Below are 17,232 nucleotides of genomic sequence, written 5' to 3' on the forward strand. Positions count from 1 at the left end.
TCCCCATGCCCGCCGGACGTTTCGCTCCCAGTCCCTCTGGCGATCTCCATCTCGGCAATCTGCGCACCGGCTTACTAGCCTGGCTCTTCGCCCGCTCCACCGAACGGCGTTTCGTGATGCGCGTGGAAGACCTCGATCGCGTGAAACCCGGCTCCCAGCAACGTCAGCTCGACGACCTCGCCGCCATCGGACTCGACTGGGACGGGCCTATCATGCGTCAATCCGAGCGTCGGGAAATCTACGACGCCACGATTCGCACGCTCACCGCAGCCGGGCTGACGTACGAATGCTTCTGCACGCGTCGGGAAATGCAACAGGCCGCATTCGCGCCCCATGCTGCGGGATCTACGGTGCGGGCCGGGGCCGCAGTGAGATTAGAGATTCCGGGTGGGGCGAGGTTTATTGTCGCAGGTTGGGGTCGAAGATGTGACTGTTAGCAGTCCTCACACTCCAGGATCCGACCGTAGTGCCCACCGCCCAACCTGCTTGAACTACAGGTTCCGCAGGGATGGTTGGGCTGCGGGAAACGCCTCACCTTGATAGCGGAACTTATTCTTCTATTTGCGAGGTAGCGGCAGGGGGCGTAGGTCTCCGAACCCGGTGACACCGGCCGGCCCACATACGGTGCATGTGGGGTTTCGATAGGGCTCGGTAAGTGCGGTGGTGCCCACGCGGGCGTCATGGAGTACGAAGTCGTCGTGAGTTGCCAAACGGAGGCCGGTCATAGCAAGCATCAGATGTGTGAGGGCACCGCTGACGGCCACGCCGTTGAGGGTGATGACGCTGGGGGCATGTTCGCCAGTTCCGTAGTCGGCGTCAGCACGCTGCTGGTCTGGCAGGGCCTCCAGCGCAAGCTTCGTGCGGTCGATTAGGCCCGCACAGCTCATGCATCCGGAGTCGGGTGTGATTGGGCGCACGACGCTAAAGACGCGGCCTAGTCCGTCCGTGGGATGGACGTTCACTTTGGTGCCGACTTGAACGACCGGGATGAGGTATTGGTGAGCGATGACATTGACTAAGTGGCGGGCAGTGGCCGAGTCCGCTGCGAGCAGGATGTAGTCGCATCCCGTCAGAGCTGAGGCTGCCTTGGGGGCAGTCACATTCGTATTGAAGGTTGTCACGCTGGTTCCTTGACCGGCGCGACGCGCCAGGCGAGTCGCAAGGCTCACTTTGTACCGAGACAGGCGTCGACCGAGCTGGCGTATCCACTTCGGTCGGTCGGGGTGAGTGAACGCGGCGGCGGCATCTCGACGTAGTGCACCAGGAAGACGGTTGAGGTTCGTCAGCTCTACCTTGTCTGGGTCGATGACGACCAACTCGCCGACGCCGAGACGAGCAAGCATCTCGATCGCGAGCATTCCGGCTCCTCCCGCTCCAACAACGCCGATCCGGGACTGGCGCAGCATTCGCTGTCCCGCGGTGCCCAACATCCGAACTTGACGGTCGTCTTCGGCACGCGCGGGCAGAGTGTTGGTGAGCGGTTCCGGTGTGAGCGAAATGATGTTGGGCCCGACGACGGTGGTGATATCGAGGCTGTCGCGAGTGCCGTCGGTGTTCCAGATGTCGCCAGCCACCGCGTGCGAAGCGAGAACGAGCGCGCCCACGGATTGGCCCGCGATATCGACGAGCGAGGGGTAGCCACGCTCGTGGGAGGCAAGATCGGTGTCGGAGAATGCTACGCGTTCACCGACACCGTGGCCGTGAACTAGCAGGCAGACGAGACCGTCCTCGCGCGCCATCAAGATCGTGTGACGAATGAACTTCGCAGTCAGTTGTCGATACCCTCGGACCCCCGGTATGTAGTCCTGGCCGTCTGTAGCGGGGACGAATCTCCGAGCGAGAAGACGGCGCTTGCCAGCCTCGTCGACGGCGACGCCACATAAAAGTGCGCCTCCGTGTTCGTCGCGATCCGGTTGGAAGATGTGATCCGTAAGCTCCTGCCAGACCGACTGACCCACCCGAAGACTCGCCACGCTCATGCTGCTTGCCCCCGGTCGACCGGCTGGGACTGAATGAATGTTAGGACCGAGAGTGCCTTGCGAGCGGCGGTGTTGAGCCCGGTCACGCGCTGGGGGCTACTCCTGCTGACCATAACGGCAGCCCGGTCCTGGAACGTGTTCCCGAGATGGAAGGGAACAACCAATGCGTTGCCATCGACGTGCGAGAGATCGGCGCGAACGTAATGCGGGTAAGTGTCAGCGTCGGGGTAGAGATAGTTGATGGTGAAACCCAGCCAGCTGGTCTCCTGAGCCCACGCCGGACCCAGCTGAACGCTTTCGATCACGACGTACACGCCGCCCGCTCCGTCTGGCCACGATCGGATGGCGTGCCCGTCGAACGCCACCTGCACCTCTCGAAGTCCGGCGAGCGGGCCAGAGTTAACAGCCCCCAGCAGGACGTCGTGTGAAGCGTCGCGGACAGCCCAGGGCGACTCGTCGACGGCGCTCATGAGTTGTCGTCTCCCGAAATCGCGGTGAACTTCATCCCATCGACGGTGAAAATCTTCTCGTTGTCGCCGATCTGTTTTTCCCGCCCGCCGTCGCGCTCAAGAGTGAGGAGGAAGTCTGGCTGGATGGGGACGCCAGCCTCGATGGCCGCTCGTTTGATCTCAGCACCGGTGATGATGTGCTTGGGCAAGCGCACCTTGTGGACCTCGTTGATGATCACATCGGAGGTGCGCAAATCCTCGACGATGTCGTCGACGATTCCTCGAACGTCGTGAAGGAGGTCTTCGGTGGTGTTGTTCTGGCTGGTCATGGTGACCACCTTCCTGGCGCACAGGCCTATGTGAGACGGGCGGGTCAACCCTGAATCTCGCGTGCATCTGATAGGTTTTGAACCAAGTTGGTTCAACTCCAGCTCCACGATAGCACTCCCCGGCGAGTCTGTCTTATACCCAGGAGGTACAAAATTAAGTTCACCTGGGTTGGTGGCGGCATGCTGGAGACCTGCCTGTCGGAAAAGTTACTTCGACGACGGTTCGGTGACGCCGCCACGGCGGTCAAGTACGTTTTGACTGTGCTTTCGCAGTCGGAGTCTCTGGGGGATGTTCGCACTCTCCGGTCCGTGCAACTCGTTTTGATCCCCCCGACCAAGAAGCATCTGGGCCGGCTACTCGTCCGACACAAGGAGATTGACGTGACTACTGAGATGCTCATCGACGGCGCCACCGTCTACGACGTCAGCAGCGCTCCCTCAGAGTGGATAGATCCCATTCGGAGCCTCCGGATTATCTCCATCAGCAGTAACGCTGCCTAGAGATGAGAAGAATCAGTAACGCCGAGAGCGACAACTCCAACATCTTTGCGCCCGATTGGGCCGTGCCCCCCGGCGACCTGCTTGCCGAGGAGCTGAGAGCCCTCGGAATGTCGCAGACTGACCTTGCGCACCGAACAAGCTTGAGCATTAAGCATGTCAACCAGATCATCAAACGCAATGTGGCACTGACCGCCGATGTCGCGCTAGCGCTCGAGCGAGCATTAGGAGTGTCCGCGCGAATATGGTTAAACGCAGAAGCGGCCTGGCAGGCCCACAACACAGCACTTGCTGCCAGAGACTCATTCAGCCAGTTTCAATCATGGCTGGATAGGTTTCCTATTAATGCCATAGCAGCCAAAGGAATTATTGGCATTCGCGACGATACTTCAACCCAAGTAGATGATCTGTTGCGCTTTTTCGGCGTTACCAATCCTGCAGCCTTCGACAAGGTGTGGCTCCAGCCCCAGGTCAATTACAAACGCAGCCAAGCTAATAAACTCGATCCCTACTCAACGGCCACATGGGTACGGCTCGCAGAGAGGGCCGCACAGAAACTTGCTATCAACGCCCCGGTTTACTCAGCTAGAGAGTTGCGAACAGCAGCACGTGAACTGCCCGATTTCACGACGATGCCGCTTCTCGACGGGTTCAAAGCCGCCAGGCGGAGCCTACGACAAGCCGGGGTTATGCTCGTGTTCGTCGAACCCCTCGACAAGACGGGGTTGTTCGGGATTTCCAAGACCCTTGACAATGGACGCCACATGATTGGCCTCACCGGCCGCATGAAGGCGCTCGATTCGTTTTGGTTTGCAATGGCGCACGAGATCGCACACATCCTCCTTCATCCAAAACGTGCCACGTTCATCGATACCAAAACATCTATGGCCAACGATGACGATGACAATCACGAGGAGCAAGCTAATCGGTTTGCAAGTGAGCTTTATCTGCCGGCACCGGTCAGAGAAAAACTGCTATTAGCGGGGCCAACGTCAGTAGAAGCCCTGGCTAGGGAGGCCGGCGTCGCAACGGCCATGGTCGCCGGTCAATACGCATACCTAAAAAAAGCTTATCCACAGATGAGCAAATACCGACCGAGCATAGGAGCCTCCGAGCTTCGCGCCCTGCAGACACCTGAATTTTAGGATTCGGTCGCGCCCTCGGACCGAGATCTGAGATATCGAGCTCCTAATTGGGCAGGCCCGCCTCAATCACTTCATGGCCCGGACGAGCGACGTCCACCACCTAGCTGAGCAGTACCGCTCGAACTCGTCGAAAATGGCTACTCGCGAGGCCAGTCATTAAAGCACGCCGCGGCCCGCATCTCTACGCGGCAACTGGAGGGAGCAGCCAACGCCACTGTTCGAGCTCCCCGTATGTACCGACGCGCCAGAAACTAAGCTGACCCCATGCCCGCCGGACGCTTCGCTCCCAGTCCTTCGGGCGACTTGCATATAGGCAATCTAAGAACCGCACTGCTGGCCTGGCTCTTCGCCCGCTCCACTGAACGACGGTTCGTGATGCGCGTCGAAGACCTCGATCGCGTGAAACCCGGCTCGGAGCAACGTCAACTCGACGACCTCACCGCCATCGGACTCGACTGGGACGGGCCGATCATGCGGCAATCCGAGCGTCGGGAGATCTACGACGCCACGATTCGCTCGCTCACCGCAGCCGGGATGACGTACGAGTGTTTCTGTACGCGTCGGGAAATCCAACAGGCCGCGTCGGCCCCGCACGCACCCGACGGCGCGTATCCCGGCACCTGCCGCAATCTCACCGCGGACCAGAAAGCAGCCAAGGACCGCCCGCCCGCCATCCGATTACGTTCGCAGGTAACCGAATTCACCATCGTCGACCAGCTGCACGGTCTGTTCCGAGGCCAGGTGGACGACTTCGTCCTTCGCCGATCCGACGGCGTCCCCGCCTACAACCTCGCCGTCGTCGTCGACGATGGCGCGCAGGGCGTCGATCAGATCGTTCGTGGCGACGACCTGCTCACTTCCGCGCCGCGACAGGGCTACCTCGCTCAGCTCCTCGGCCTCACCCCCGCGACGTACGTCCACGTGCCCCTCGCGCTCAACGTCGAGGGCAAGCGTCTGGCCAAACGAGACGGCGCGGTGACGCTACGCGAACGATCCGACGCGTGGGCACTCATCACCACTTCCCTCGGTGTGCCCGACGTAGAGAACGCCGAGGAATTACTCGAGCGATGGAAGCCGACGCAGGTACCCCGCGAACCGTGGGTGTTCGACCCCGCGAATCCCTGATCCACGAACCGATCGAGATCACGTTGCAATGTGACGGGACCCAACTCGGGATCGATCGGACGTACAGTGACCGCGACAACTCTTCCCGAGGGAGAAGGACACGATGACCTCAGGCGGTTACGACCCCGACAAGGATCCACAGAACCCCGGTGGCTATCCGCCGCCGCAGGGCGGTTACCCACCACCTCCCCAGGGCAACTACCCACCTCCCCAGCAGGGCGGCTACCCACCACCCGGCAATTACCCGCCGCCCCCGCAGGGCGGCAACCCACCTCCCCCGCAGGGCAACTACCCACCACCCGGGAACTACCCGCCGCCTCCACAGGGCAACTACCCGCCGCCTCCGTCGTTCGGTGAGTCGCCGATGCCGACGCAGTTGTCGGTCGGTTCCGCCATCGGATACGGCTTCGAGAAGTTCAAGCAGAACGCCCTCGTCTGGATCGGCATCGTCCTGATCGCCGCGATCATCCAGGGCGTCCTGAACTTCGTGCTGACCTCCGACAACTTCGTCCTCAGCTTGATCTTCAGCGTCATCGTCGGAGTCGTCGCCCTCCTCATTCAGGCAGCACTCGTCCGCGGCGCTCTGCACGAGGTGGACGGGATCAAGCCCGCTTTCGGGTCCTTCTTCCAGTTCAACAACGTCTTCGCCATCGTCATCGCCGGCGTCCTCGTGGGCATCGCAACCGGCATCGGCTACATCCTGTTGGTCATCCCAGGACTCGTCGTCACGTTCTTCACGTGGTGGACCTTCCAGTTCGTCATCGACCGCGGCGACGAGCCGATCCCCGCCATCAAGGCCAGCGCCAAGGCGATCGCATCGAACGGCGGGACCATCTTCGTCCTCGCGCTCGCCCTGTTCGGCCTCAACATCGTCGGCGCGATCCTGCTCGGCATCGGTCTTCTGGTGACCATTCCGATCACGATCATCGCCGGCACCTACGCCTACCGCGTCACAGTGGGCGGCCGCGTCGCCTGACCGGTGATACGCCTCGATGGGCGCGCATCCCTCACCCGGGATTCGCGCCCATCGTCGTCTCGGTGCTTGGATCGAGCGGTGACTACTACCGAACACACCGCCCCCGACGGCGGCACCGAGTCTGGGCAGGCCACATTCGCTCACATCAGCCGGGGCTACTACCCCACCATCGTCGCGCTCTTCGTCGCGACGCTGCTGATCTCGAATGTGGCCGCCAGCAAAGGTGTCGCCTTCTTCGCCTCGTCCGACGTCATGCTCGGACCCTTCCAAATCCTGCCGATCAACACCGACGGCGCCTTCTTTCTGTTCCCCCTCGCCTACATCCTCGGCGACGTCCTCAGCGAGGTGTACGGCTTCAAGGCCGCACGCCGCGCGATCTACCTCGGCTTCGGATCGTTGCTGCTCACCTCGGTGTGCTTCTGGATCGCCATCGAACTTCCCGCCGCGTCCTTCTACGAGAACCAAGAGGCCCTCGAAACCGTCGTCGGAGTCGTCCCCCGCCTCGTGCTCGCCGGTCTCGCCGGCTATACCGTCGGGCAGCTCCTGAACTCGGTCGTCCTGGTCAAGATCAAGGAACGCACCAAGGAAAAGCACCTGTGGGCGCGACTGATCGGGTCGACCATCGTCGGCGAATTCTTCGACACCCTGATCTTCTGCTCCATTGCCGCCGGAGTCATCGGCATCAGCACCTGGACCGACTTCATCAACTACGTCATCGTCGGATTCCTGTGGAAGACCCTGGCCGAGGTCATCGTCATGCCGATCACGTATCGCGTCATCTCGTACATCAAGAAGCGCGAACCGTCGTATCGACCCATGCCCGACTGATCTCCAGGTAGCGCTCACGCGCCGCATCGAAAGTCGCGACGGCCCGGGTCCCCGGCCAGTCCTCCGGCGTCATGCACGGAGGCAGGCCCGGGTCGACGTAGGGAATGACGCGCCACTCGTCGAGCAACGGCACGAACGTGACGAACGCGTCGCGGGGGTTCCGGGCCGGCGACCCGCCGTCGTGAGCGGCAAGGAATGCCCGATGCCGATCGGCGATGCCCGCCAGGTCCCACCACTGGGCGGCGCTCTCACGCAGTGTGGCCGGTGGCGCTACCTCGGAGGCCACGAAGCTCGTTACGTATTCCGACAACGCCAACGCGTCGATGATGTCGCCCGCCTCACCCGCGAGGTATTCGGGCGCGATCCACAAACCGGGTGAGACCGTTCCGCATCCGATTGCGGTGAGTCGACGCCTCAGTTGGTGGCGCGCGGCACGTTGCGTCTCCGGAATGGTGAACGAGATGAGCCGGAACGGATCGCCGTCGGCCATCCGACGGAACCCGAAGATCCGACCGTCACCGCGCGCGAACATGGTGTCGGCCTGCTCGGTGATGCGATAGCCGGTGCGGCCCTCACGATTATCGGATTCGACGACGCCCTTCTTCTTCAGCCTGGTCATCGCGATGCGCGTACTCTCCGGTGCCACTCCGAGCGCATCCATCCACACGACGAAGTCGGCGATGGCAAACCACCCTCCGAGGGGCCGAACGTACGCCCCGAGCACCGTGCGAACCAGTGAGGTGGCGCTTCCCGGACGAGAGTCGAAATCGTCGAGAATTGCCCCGGCGGTGCTAGGCTCGGAGTTCGTCACGGATCGCCACGATTCCCAGGTACACCTCGCGATACGAGGTGCTCAGTGGACTCAGGCCCAATCGAATACCCTGTGGCGCGCGGTAATCCGGGATGACACCTCGCTTCCACAGACGAGCGGTGATGGCCTTGAACTCGGGATGGTCGATGGTGACGTGCCCGCCGCGTCGCGTCGAATCCTCGGGTGAGGCGATCTCCACTCCCAACGGCACCAACATCTCACGCACCAGTTCGAGGGCATACTCGGTGAGCGCAACGGACTTCGCGCGTATCGCGTCCATCCCCACCTCGGCGATCATCTCGATGGTGTCCTGCATCGCGATCATGCCGAACACCGACGGCGTTCCACTGATGACCCGTCGAATACCCTGTGCCGGAACGTAACCCTGCGCCATCTCGAACGGATCGGCGCGACCCATCCAGCCCCAGATCGGCTGGACGAAATCGCCCTGAAGATCACTGCGCACGTACGCGAAGGCCGGTGATCCCGGGCCTCCGTTGAGGTATTTGTAGGTGCACCCGACCGCCAGATCCACTCCCCAGGAATCGAGTTCGAGCGGTACCGATCCGACGGAGTGGCACACATCCAACAGCATCAGCGCTCCGGCAGTATGCGTGATACGCGTCGTCTCGGCGACGTCGACGAGGAAGCCAGACCGGTAGGCGACGTGGGTGATCACCACCAAGGCAGTGTTCTCCCCCACCACCTCGGCGAGTTGTTCCGGCGTGATGCCACCGCGACGGTCGGTCTCGATCCACCGCAGCGTCATATTCAGTTCTGCCGCAATGCCTTCGAGCAAGTATCGGTCGGTCGGGAAGTTGTCGCGGTCGATGACGATCTCGGTGCGGCCCGGCCGCATGGCGATCGCCGCCCGTGCCAGCTTGTACAGCAGTACCGTCGTCGAATCGCCGATGGTGGTCTGACCGGACGCGGCCCCCAGGGTGGCGTCGGCCAGGGCGTCGCCGATGGTGACGGGGAGGTCGAACCACTGCTCGTCCCAGCCACGGATCAGGCGTCCACCCCAGGCCTGCGTCATGAAGGTGTTGATCCGTTCGACGCTGGCCTTGGTGGGCCGGCCCAGCGAGTTGCCGTCGAGATATGCGCTGATCGACGGGTCGTCGCTACCGAGGAACTTGTCGCGGTAGCTGCGGAGTGGATCCTTCTCGTCGAGTTCGAGTGCGCGTTCCGTCATCGTCCGATTTCCGTTCTCACAGCGAGTAATTCGGGGAAGAAGGTGAGCTCGAGTGCCTTCTGCAGAAATCCGACGCCACTCGATCCTCCGGTCCCGCTCTTCATTCCGATGGTACGGAGCACCGTCCGCATATGCCGGAAGCGCCACAGCTGGAAGTTCTCCTCGAGATCGACGAACTCTTCGAAGGCCTCGTACACCGCCCAATGTTCGGTGTGGTTCTCGTAGACGAACTTGATCAGCGGCATCAGGTCCTCGTTGAACAAGTATGCCGTGGTGACATCGCGATCGAGGGCCGAAGCCGGCACGTCGTAGCCTTGCCGGGCCAGCGACTGCCAGAAGGCGTCGTACAGGCTCGGTTGGTGCAACAGAGTCGAAAGCTGTTGATAAGCAGCCGGATCGGACTCGAAGACCGTCAGCATGCCCGCATTCTTGTTGCCGAGGACGAACTCCACGGCCCGGTACTGATACGACTGGAAGCCCGAGGAGTTGCCGAGGAAGTCGCGGAACTGGGAGTACTCCGTCGGGGTGAGCGTGGCCAATACCGACCACTGCTCGGTCAGCGTCTTCTGGATGTGCTTGACCCGGGCAACGCATTTCAGTGCAGTTCCGATGTCGTCGGCATCCAGAGCCGCCCGCGCGGCCAGAGTCTCGTGCAGCACCAGCTTGAGCCACAGTTCGGTGGTCTGGTGCTGAATGATGAACAGCAGTTCGTCGTGATGCTCGGGGGTGCTCACCGGTTTCTGGGCGCTGAGCAACGTGTCGAGGTCCAGGTACGCGCCGTAACTCATACGGTCGCTGAAGTCGGTGACGACGGTCTTCTCTATCGCGCGGGTATTGCCTTCGACGCTCATGGCTGGTCCTCGAGGTGATGGGCTGGCGAGGCCAGCGTATTACAGATTCGTGCCGCCCGCCAGATCGACGACATATCGCGGTTTCGCGAATGCCACCCGTCGCCTATCCTCGAAGTAATCGAGTCGAGTGAGGAATCGCAGTGCGTAGAGCGTCCGGACAGTTGGAGGAGTCGATCCTCGAGTTGCTCGGCGAGCACACGGAACTCTCGGTGGCCCAGGCCCGCGAGCATCTTGGCTCGGATCTCGCCCACACCACGGTCATGACCGCTCTGGTGCGCCTGCACGGCAAAGGCCTGGTCGATCGCGAGCGACGCGGGCGGTCTTTCGTTTACACCCTCAACGCCCCGGTCGACGAGATCCCGGCTCTTCGGGCTGCGATGCGGATGCGCACCGAACTCGGTGCCAGAGCCGAACGCGCAGACGTACTGGCCAGCTTCGTGGCCGCACTCGACCCCGAGGACGAGGCGACGCTGCGCGAACTGCTCGCCAAGTCGGACGCAGCCGAGCAACACCCATGACCCTGCTCCTGGTCGTCGCCGTGCTGCCGTGGGTGCTGTCGCTGCTGCTGGGATTCGGAGCCGATCAGCTCGACCGTCGACTCAATCCGTCGACCGCCGTCGTCCTGTTGCCCATCCTGTCCATGGTGACCGCATTCTCCGTGGCAGCGTCCATGGCCGCACTCGCTGCGGTACTGCTGGCGTCAGGTGAGATTGCCTGGCTATCGGTGGGAATCATCATCTGCGCGTGGATGTCCTGGCGCGTGGTCGAGGTCGCCCGCCATGTTCGACGCGTCGCCGTCGGTGCGTCGATCGCATCGGAATTCGGTGACGTGGCGCGGGCGACGGGCGGCATCGTCGTGGTCGACTCCGACGTTCCCGACGCTTTCGCGGTCCCCTCCGGCGGCGGTGCCGTCGTGATCACCACCGGCCTCGCGGAGGCTCTGTCGGACAACGAATTACGAGCCGTGGTCGAACACGAGCGTGCGCACCTACGGCATCGCCACAGCGTGTGGATCCAGATGTGCGAAATCGCGGCACGACTGGATCCCATTCTTCGGCCGGTGCCCCCGAAGGTCCGGCACGCCGCCGAGCGTCAGGCCGACGAGAGCGCAGCGTCTCTCGGGCGTCGAGACACGTTGTCTGCCATCGCCAGAACCGCCCTGCTGCGGAAACAACTCGACCATGGAACCCGCACTCTCGCCAGTACCGGCGGTGATGTCCTACGCCGCGTGCAGGCGCTGAGCGAACCACCACGGCACCGCCATGATCGCGGAATCCTCGCGGCCGGGCTGGTGCTGATCCTCGCCTTCACCGTTATTTCCACGGCTCTGTTCGATGTCGTTCAAGATGTGGTGGCTCCCGAAACCGGAGAAGTCGCCACCTCGATCTTTCGCTGATCTCGGTCAGATGCCCGCGACGCCCGCCAGTTGGCCGATCGCGTAGGTCACGGCCATCGCGATCGCGCCGCCGATCACGATTCGAGTCACCGCCGGGCGACTCGGCGCTCCGCCGAGGCGCGCGCTGATGGTTCCGGTCAACGCCAGAGCGAGCAACACGACGACGAAGGTGACCGGAATACGTTGCGAAGCAGGCAGAAGCAGGATCGAGAACAACGGCACAAGCGCACCGCTGATGAACGACACCGCCGACGATGCGGCCGCTTGCCATGGATTGGTCAACGCGTCGGGGTCGATTCCCAACTCGACGTCCACGTGAGCGGCAAACGGATCGTGTTCGGTGAGTTCGCGCGCGACGGTCTGCGCGGTGTCGGCCGACAGCCCCTTGGCCTCGTACAGTGCCGCGAGCTCGGCCAATTCTTGCTCGGGTTGCTCGTCGAGTTCGCGGCGTTCCTTGATCAACAGCGAACGCTCGGCGTCACGTTGTGTGCTCACCGAGACGTACTCCCCGAGCGCCATCGACACAGCTCCCGCAACAAGTCCCGCAACGCCTGCAGTGAGCAGCGATCCTTTGTCGGTGGTGGCAGCTGCGACACCGACGACCAGGCCGGCAGTGGAGACGATGCCGTCGTTCGCGCCCAACACGCCTGCCCGCAGCCAGTTCAGCCGACCGGACATGTCTGCGTGCGGTTCGTGATCGTGCAGGCTCGGCTCGGGCTCACTCATCGACGGCCGTCACCGATACGTCATCCCATGCGGCGCGAGCGCCGGACTCACCGATTCTGTACACCTGGACGATTGTGGTCGCTCCGACCACCACTGCCAACACCACCACCGCGATCGACTGCCATCGCACGGGTGTAGTGCCCCGACGCTCACGCAGATGCAGGAACACGAGCGCCGCGGCGACGACGACAAGACCGACGGAGAAGAAGATCATCCAGTCGCCGATTTCGGCGTGCTGTTCGACCGCAGCAGTCTCGGGGACGCGCTTCTCGAGCCACTCGCCTGCCTCGGTCGTCAGCGGCGTCAACACCAACGTGAACACCGCCAGGGCTGCGATGAGCCACACGAGACGGCTGCGCACACCGGACCAGATGCCGGCCGCGATGGCGAGCAGGGCGGTCAGCGGTGCCAGCACCACGATGAAGTGAACGAGCAGAATGTGGGCCGGTAGGCCGTTGAAGGTGGACATGCGTTCTCCCGCTGGCTTGGAAAGTCGCGTGCACCTCACGCACAGCACATGCTACACGTTGTGTAGTAGTTGCAGGGATGGATCGAGTTCCGTCAGGGTTCGCCACGCCACGTCGGGATCGGCGACCATCGCATACACGATCTGCTCGAGACTCCGTCCCAGCGCGAGAGCGGTGTTCGCGTCGAACAGTGCTGTGGGATAGACGATATCGATGTCGATACCGATAGCCTTCCCTTGGTCGTCCCGCCGTTCGGTGACGTGCAGATGCAGGTCGCACTTGGCGATGTCGATCGGTCGGGGCGTGATCTCGACACGCGTGTCCCCCAGGTCGAGGGTTGCGGCGGTGAAGACGTCCAACGAGAGCGCGACCTGGAAAATCGGGTGCTGCCCGGCCGCCGTGTCAGGAGCGAGTTCGGCGACGACATACTCGAACGGAACCGCTGCATGGTCGAAGGCGCGCAGCTCGCGCCCACGGGCCGCCTGCACCACGTCTTCGACGGTCGTAGCGGACGCGATGTCCGTCCGAATCGCGACGGTGTTGGTGAAGGTACCGACCAGCTGCTCGAGCCTCGGATCGTCGCGCCCGGCAACCGGGGTTCCGACGACGATATCGGTGGAGTCCGTCACCTCCGCGAGCAGAATCAGCAGTGCTGCGCGCAGCACGCTGAATCGTCCTGTCCCACAATGCTGGGCCAGTTCGGTCACTCTCTCCGTGGCGGGTGCATCGAAGCGAAGCGATGTGCGCGCACCGGAGAAGTCCCACTCCTGCGGACGTGGTCGGTCCAACGGCAACTCTGTGCCGCTGGGGACACCTGCGAGTTCCGCGCGCCAGAACTCGATGTCGGCCGATACATCCCGATCGGCGGCCCAGACACTGTAATCGGCGTACTGCAAGGGTAATTCAGGCGACGACGGTGCACTGCCGGCCATCCTGGCCTGATAAGCCAGTACGAAATCCGACGCCAGCAGCCCGAGAGACCACCCGTCCGCTGCGATGTGGTGAACGGCGCACGCCAGCACGTGGTGATCGGGTGCTAACGCGAACAGTCGAGCTCGGATCGGGAATTCGGTACGCACGTCGAAAGGCTGCTCGAGGGTCTCCGTCACTGATGGTGCATCGAAGTCCAGAACGTCGAGGTTCGGTGCCACCCCAGCAGAATCCTGCTCGATCACCTGAACTGGAATCCCGTCGACACCCGGATAGCGCGTCCGCAGCGTGCTGTGTCGCTCGATCAGATCGGTCAACGCCTGCGAGGCTGCCGCTGGATCGAACTCCCCGGTTATCGAGACCGTGAACGGCAGATTGGACAGCGGTAGCGCTGCGCTTCGATCGATGTGGCGCTGTTGCGGCGCCAGCGGAATTGCAATCACGCCCTGCGACATGCCTTGTTCAGGTCGCGAATTGTGTTGTAGTCCAAGAAGACGGCGTGCATCGATTCGTGCCGCGAAGGTCTGTACGGACGGAGCCGCCGCGAGATCTCGTACACCGATGTCCACCGATGCCTCGGCCCGGATCGATGCGACGACTCTGGTCGCGGCCAGTGAGTCACCACCGAGGTCGAAGAACGATGTGGCGCAGTCGATGTCATCTGTGTCGAGTACACGCGAGAAGGCTGCCGCCACCATCTCCTCGGTTACACCGGACGGCGCAGTTCGATGCCCGGTCGACACCATGGACAGATCGGGTGACGGCAGCGCTCCGCGATCGATCTTCCGGTTGATCGTCAGCGGAATCTCGTCGACAACCGAGATGGTCGCCGGCACCATATGGGCAGGCAGACGCCCCACGAGATCGTTCCGGATTCGCGTCGTGTCGACGAGTTCCCGCGGCCGCTTCGGGACGATGTACCCGTCGATACGGAGGTCACCAGTACGGCTGCGGCGCAACGACGACGATGCAGCAGCGACCTCCGGATGCGCCCGCAGTGCCGCGTCGACCTCCCCCAGTTCGACGCGATTACCGCGGATCTTGATCTGGTCATCCGTGCGTCCGAGGAACTCCAACGTCCCGTCCCCGCGTAGACGCGCCCGATCTCCACTGCGGAACAGACGAAGACCGTTGCTGCCGAACGGATTCGCAACGAAGCGAGCTGCCGTTTCTGCGGTGCGCCCGAGATATCCGCGCGCAACGCCGGGGGTCTCGATGTAGATTTCGCCGACTGCACCCGAGGGAACCGGCCGCAACGCCCGATCGAGAAGGTGAATCACCGCCCCCACCATGGCTCGACCGATTCCGTCCGCGCTGCCCGGGTTCAGTGGCTCGGTCATCGTGACACTGCAGGTCGTCTCGGTGGGCCCGTAGGCATTGAGTAGCCGATGACCCACCGACCATCGGTCGACGGTGTCCTGCGGTGCCGATTCACCGCCGATGATGATGGTCCCGACACGCGACAGGGCTGCGGGATCCAGCGTGGCCAGCGCCGAGGGCGTGATCAGCAGGTGTGTAATCGTCTGCCGAGCAATCACTTCCGACAGTTCTGCGCCGCCATAGCTATCCGGCGGAGCGATCACCACTGCCGCGCCTGCGGTTGCTGCGGCAAGCACTTCGACCACAGCGGTATCGAACCCGGGAGAGGCGAGATGGCAGACGCGCGACTCGGCGTCGAGGTCGTAGCTGCTCCTGATCTGTTGCACCAGAGCGGCGATGCCACCGTGAGTGACGACAACGCCTTTGGGAGTCCCGGTGGAGCCGGAGGTGTAGATGACGAACGCCGCGTGGTGCGGTGTCGTCGGCGCGGGTTCATCACCCGGGCCTCCCTCCGCGAGAACGTCATCGAGGTTCAGCCATTCCACCTCACCCAGATCGTCGCCTCCGGCGCACAGGCCCAACACCGCTCCGCTGTTTCGCACCACGAACTGCGCTCTCTCGCGCGGGTGATTCGGGTCGACCGGAACGTACACCGCACCGACTCGTGCGATGGCCCAGAACGCGACGACGCCCTCCACGGATCGGCCGATGCGCACGGCGACCCGGTCCTGGCTACCGATTCCTCGCGCACTCAAGGCGGATGCGAGTGCGGCGACTCTCGTATCCAACTCCGCGTAGGTGACCGACACCTCCGCGTCCTGGATCGCAATTCGATTGCGGTGCTGCATGATTGCCGTCGAGAACACGTCCTTCAGAGATCCACGCTCGGTCACGGCCGCGCCCACCGAGGCGGGCGTCGTACACGGTTCGTCGGGCAGGAACAGGTCGAGGTCTGCTATCGCGGTATCGCCGTAGCCGGATTCGGCGAAACTCTCGAGAAAGTGCAGGAATCGAGCATGGTGGCGCGCCAGGTCGCTCGGTGTGTAGGCGGCAGGGTTGGACTCGAAGTCGATGCGAGGACGCGCTCCACCTCGCCCGGGGTAGATGTTGACGGCGAGGTCCGACACCGGGCCCGTCGTCAGAATGTTGATCTCGCCGTCGAAGTCGCCGATGGCCACGGTGTTCGCGAACATCATCACGTTGATCGTCGGCCCGAAACGCCCTGCGCTCAGCGCATTACCACTCTCGGACAACTGAGGTCTGCTGCGCTGATGGCGGAGCACGGCACCGATCGCCACCTCGGTGGACTTGATCACTTTGTTCACCGTCGCAGACCCGATGCCCGGCAGGCTCAGCGGCACAACGTTCGACAACGAGGACCCGGCCCGGCGCAACATCGCCGTCGGCCGCGCCGAGACCGGCAACGACAGATCCACGTTCTCGGTGTCGTTCATCCGCGCCAGGTACGCGGCGAAGGCCGCGATCACCACAGTCGACGTCGCATGACCGGCAGCGGTCGGAGAAACCGATCGATCCTCGCCGACGACGATCGGCACCGATGCAGGTTGAACGATTCGGCCGAGAGGCTCGGCGTGACCCAGATCGGCGGACTGCCAGTGCGCTCGATCGCGTCGTGCGCGGGCGGAGTTGCGGTAGCGCTCGTCCTCGGAGACAAGCGCGGCCGGCGTCGTCGGGTCGACAGCCACAGGCTCGACGCCATCAGACGCGGCGGCATACAGGGCCGCCGCCCGCTCGAGTACCTTCATCGAGGCATAACCATCGAGCGCGATGTGGTGGGCTCTGGTGTACCAGAACACGCGATCGTCCCCGACGCGAAGGACACGCAACCGCACGAGCTGGCCGTCCATCGAGAAAGGCGTGCGGCAATCGTCGTTCATCCACTGCGTCGCCGCGTCGGCCGGCCGGTCGTGTTCGCGGAAATCGAGGATCTCCACCCTGTCGGTCTCCCGAGGCTCGAACCGTTGCATCGGGGTGCCGTCGACCTCGACGATTCGCATCGTCGACGACGAGAACTCCCGATGAGCCCTGTTACCGCTTTCAACCAGCGCGTCGAGGTGCACGGCGCCGATGATGTCGACGTAGTACGCAATGGTGAAGGGGACGTCCGGCATGAATTGTTGGGCAATCCAGATATCGGCCTGGGACGAACTCACAGGTAAGGCGTCGTCGAACATGGTGGTCCCCCCAGG

15 protein-coding genes and 1 pseudogene are annotated in these 17,232 nt (G+C 63.1%); 7 read left to right on the top strand and 9 right to left on the bottom strand.

Annotated elements, in window-relative coordinates; genetic code table 11:
- Positions 1 to 5: 5 nt before the first annotated feature.
- Positions 6 to 338, top strand: a pseudogene (locus CH283_RS10655) (glutamate--tRNA ligase family protein); the annotation flags it as partial.
- 219 nt (positions 339 to 557) lie between these two features.
- Here the strand turns inward: CH283_RS10655 and CH283_RS10660 are convergent.
- Genes CH283_RS10660 through CH283_RS10670 form a run of 3 tightly spaced genes read right to left on the bottom strand, consistent with a single transcriptional unit; the run spans position 558 to position 2,757 of the window.
- Positions 558 to 1,979, bottom strand: coding sequence for a ThiF family adenylyltransferase (locus CH283_RS10660; protein ID WP_094638763.1), 1,422 nt, complete (start codon positions 1,977 to 1,979; stop codon positions 558 to 560).
- Positions 1,976 to 2,449 (bottom strand): hypothetical protein, encoded by a 474-nt coding sequence (locus CH283_RS10665; RefSeq protein ID WP_094638764.1) that lies wholly within the window; start codon positions 2,447 to 2,449, stop codon positions 1,976 to 1,978. Before CH283_RS10665 ends, CH283_RS10660 begins: the two co-directional genes overlap by 4 nt.
- Positions 2,446 to 2,757, bottom strand: a complete 312-nt coding sequence (locus tag CH283_RS10670; RefSeq protein WP_141215226.1) for a hypothetical protein — start codon at positions 2,755 to 2,757, stop codon at positions 2,446 to 2,448. Before CH283_RS10670 ends, CH283_RS10665 begins: the two co-directional genes overlap by 4 nt.
- A gap of 503 nt (positions 2,758 to 3,260) precedes the next feature.
- Here CH283_RS10670 and CH283_RS10680 point away from each other — a divergent pair.
- The 4 genes from CH283_RS10680 (at position 3,261) to CH283_RS10695 (ending at position 7,329) form a co-directional block, all read left to right on the top strand.
- Complete coding sequence (locus CH283_RS10680; RefSeq protein WP_094638767.1) at positions 3,261 to 4,400, top strand: HigA family addiction module antitoxin; 1,140 nt, start codon at positions 3,261 to 3,263, stop codon at positions 4,398 to 4,400.
- Between the two features lie 264 nt (positions 4,401 to 4,664).
- Positions 4,665 to 5,525: a tRNA glutamyl-Q(34) synthetase GluQRS gene (gluQRS, locus tag CH283_RS10685; protein ID WP_094638768.1), complete on the top strand. Its 861-nt coding sequence runs from the start codon at positions 4,665 to 4,667 to the stop codon at positions 5,523 to 5,525.
- 103 nt (positions 5,526 to 5,628) lie between these two features.
- Positions 5,629 to 6,501, top strand: a complete 873-nt coding sequence (locus tag CH283_RS10690; protein ID WP_094638769.1) for a hypothetical protein — start codon at positions 5,629 to 5,631, stop codon at positions 6,499 to 6,501.
- Positions 6,502 to 6,579: 78 nt separating this feature from the next.
- Positions 6,580 to 7,329 carry a queuosine precursor transporter gene (locus CH283_RS10695; protein ID WP_032395329.1) on the top strand — a complete coding sequence of 250 codons (750 nt, stop codon included), beginning with the start codon at positions 6,580 to 6,582 and terminating at the stop codon, positions 7,327 to 7,329.
- Here the strand turns inward: CH283_RS10695 and CH283_RS10700 are convergent.
- Genes CH283_RS10700 through CH283_RS10710 form a run of 3 tightly spaced genes read right to left on the bottom strand, consistent with a single transcriptional unit; the run spans position 7,289 to position 10,183 of the window.
- Positions 7,289 to 8,140, bottom strand: a complete 852-nt coding sequence (locus CH283_RS10700; protein WP_094638770.1) for a PaaX family transcriptional regulator — start codon at positions 8,138 to 8,140, stop codon at positions 7,289 to 7,291. The genes CH283_RS10695 and CH283_RS10700 overlap by 41 nt on opposite strands.
- Positions 8,121 to 9,332, bottom strand: a complete 1,212-nt coding sequence (gene kynU, locus CH283_RS10705; protein WP_094638771.1) for a kynureninase — start codon at positions 9,330 to 9,332, stop codon at positions 8,121 to 8,123. The genes CH283_RS10700 and kynU overlap by 20 nt, the downstream gene beginning before the upstream one ends.
- Positions 9,329 to 10,183, bottom strand: coding sequence for a tryptophan 2,3-dioxygenase (locus CH283_RS10710; RefSeq protein WP_068054733.1), 855 nt, complete (start codon positions 10,181 to 10,183; stop codon positions 9,329 to 9,331). The genes kynU and CH283_RS10710 overlap by 4 nt, the downstream gene beginning before the upstream one ends.
- A 140-nt stretch (positions 10,184 to 10,323) precedes the next feature.
- Here CH283_RS10710 and CH283_RS10715 point away from each other — a divergent pair, with 140 nt between their 5' ends.
- Both CH283_RS10715 and CH283_RS10720 read left to right on the top strand, forming a co-directional pair.
- Positions 10,324 to 10,701 carry a BlaI/MecI/CopY family transcriptional regulator gene (locus CH283_RS10715; RefSeq protein ID WP_037187682.1) on the top strand — a complete coding sequence of 126 codons (378 nt, stop codon included), beginning with the start codon at positions 10,324 to 10,326 and terminating at the stop codon, positions 10,699 to 10,701.
- Entirely contained in the window at positions 10,698 to 11,579 is an 882-nt protein-coding gene (locus CH283_RS10720) for a M56 family metallopeptidase (protein ID WP_094638772.1), read from the top strand. The genes CH283_RS10715 and CH283_RS10720 overlap by 4 nt, the downstream gene beginning before the upstream one ends.
- Positions 11,580 to 11,585: 6 nt before the next feature.
- On the opposite strand, the gene CH283_RS10725 is transcribed toward CH283_RS10720, so the two are convergent.
- From CH283_RS10725 to CH283_RS10735, 3 genes are read right to left on the bottom strand one after another with little or no spacing between them, the layout of a single operon-like run.
- Entirely contained in the window at positions 11,586 to 12,305 is a 720-nt protein-coding gene (locus CH283_RS10725) for a VIT1/CCC1 transporter family protein (protein WP_094638773.1), read from the bottom strand.
- The gene (locus CH283_RS10730) at positions 12,298 to 12,774 is read right to left on the bottom strand and encodes a DUF2231 domain-containing protein (protein ID WP_094638774.1); all 477 of its coding nucleotides are present in this window, start codon (positions 12,772 to 12,774) and stop codon (positions 12,298 to 12,300) included. The genes CH283_RS10725 and CH283_RS10730 overlap by 8 nt, the downstream gene beginning before the upstream one ends.
- Before the next feature lie 51 nt (positions 12,775 to 12,825).
- Positions 12,826 to 17,196, bottom strand: coding sequence for an amino acid adenylation domain-containing protein (locus CH283_RS10735; protein WP_255183177.1), 4,371 nt, complete (start codon positions 17,194 to 17,196; stop codon positions 12,826 to 12,828).
- Positions 17,197 to 17,232 lie beyond the last annotated feature (36 nt).

It is taken from the genome of Rhodococcus sp. 05-2254-2, assembly GCF_002259095.1.
Classification (GTDB): Bacteria; Actinomycetota; Actinomycetes; order Mycobacteriales; family Mycobacteriaceae; genus Rhodococcoides.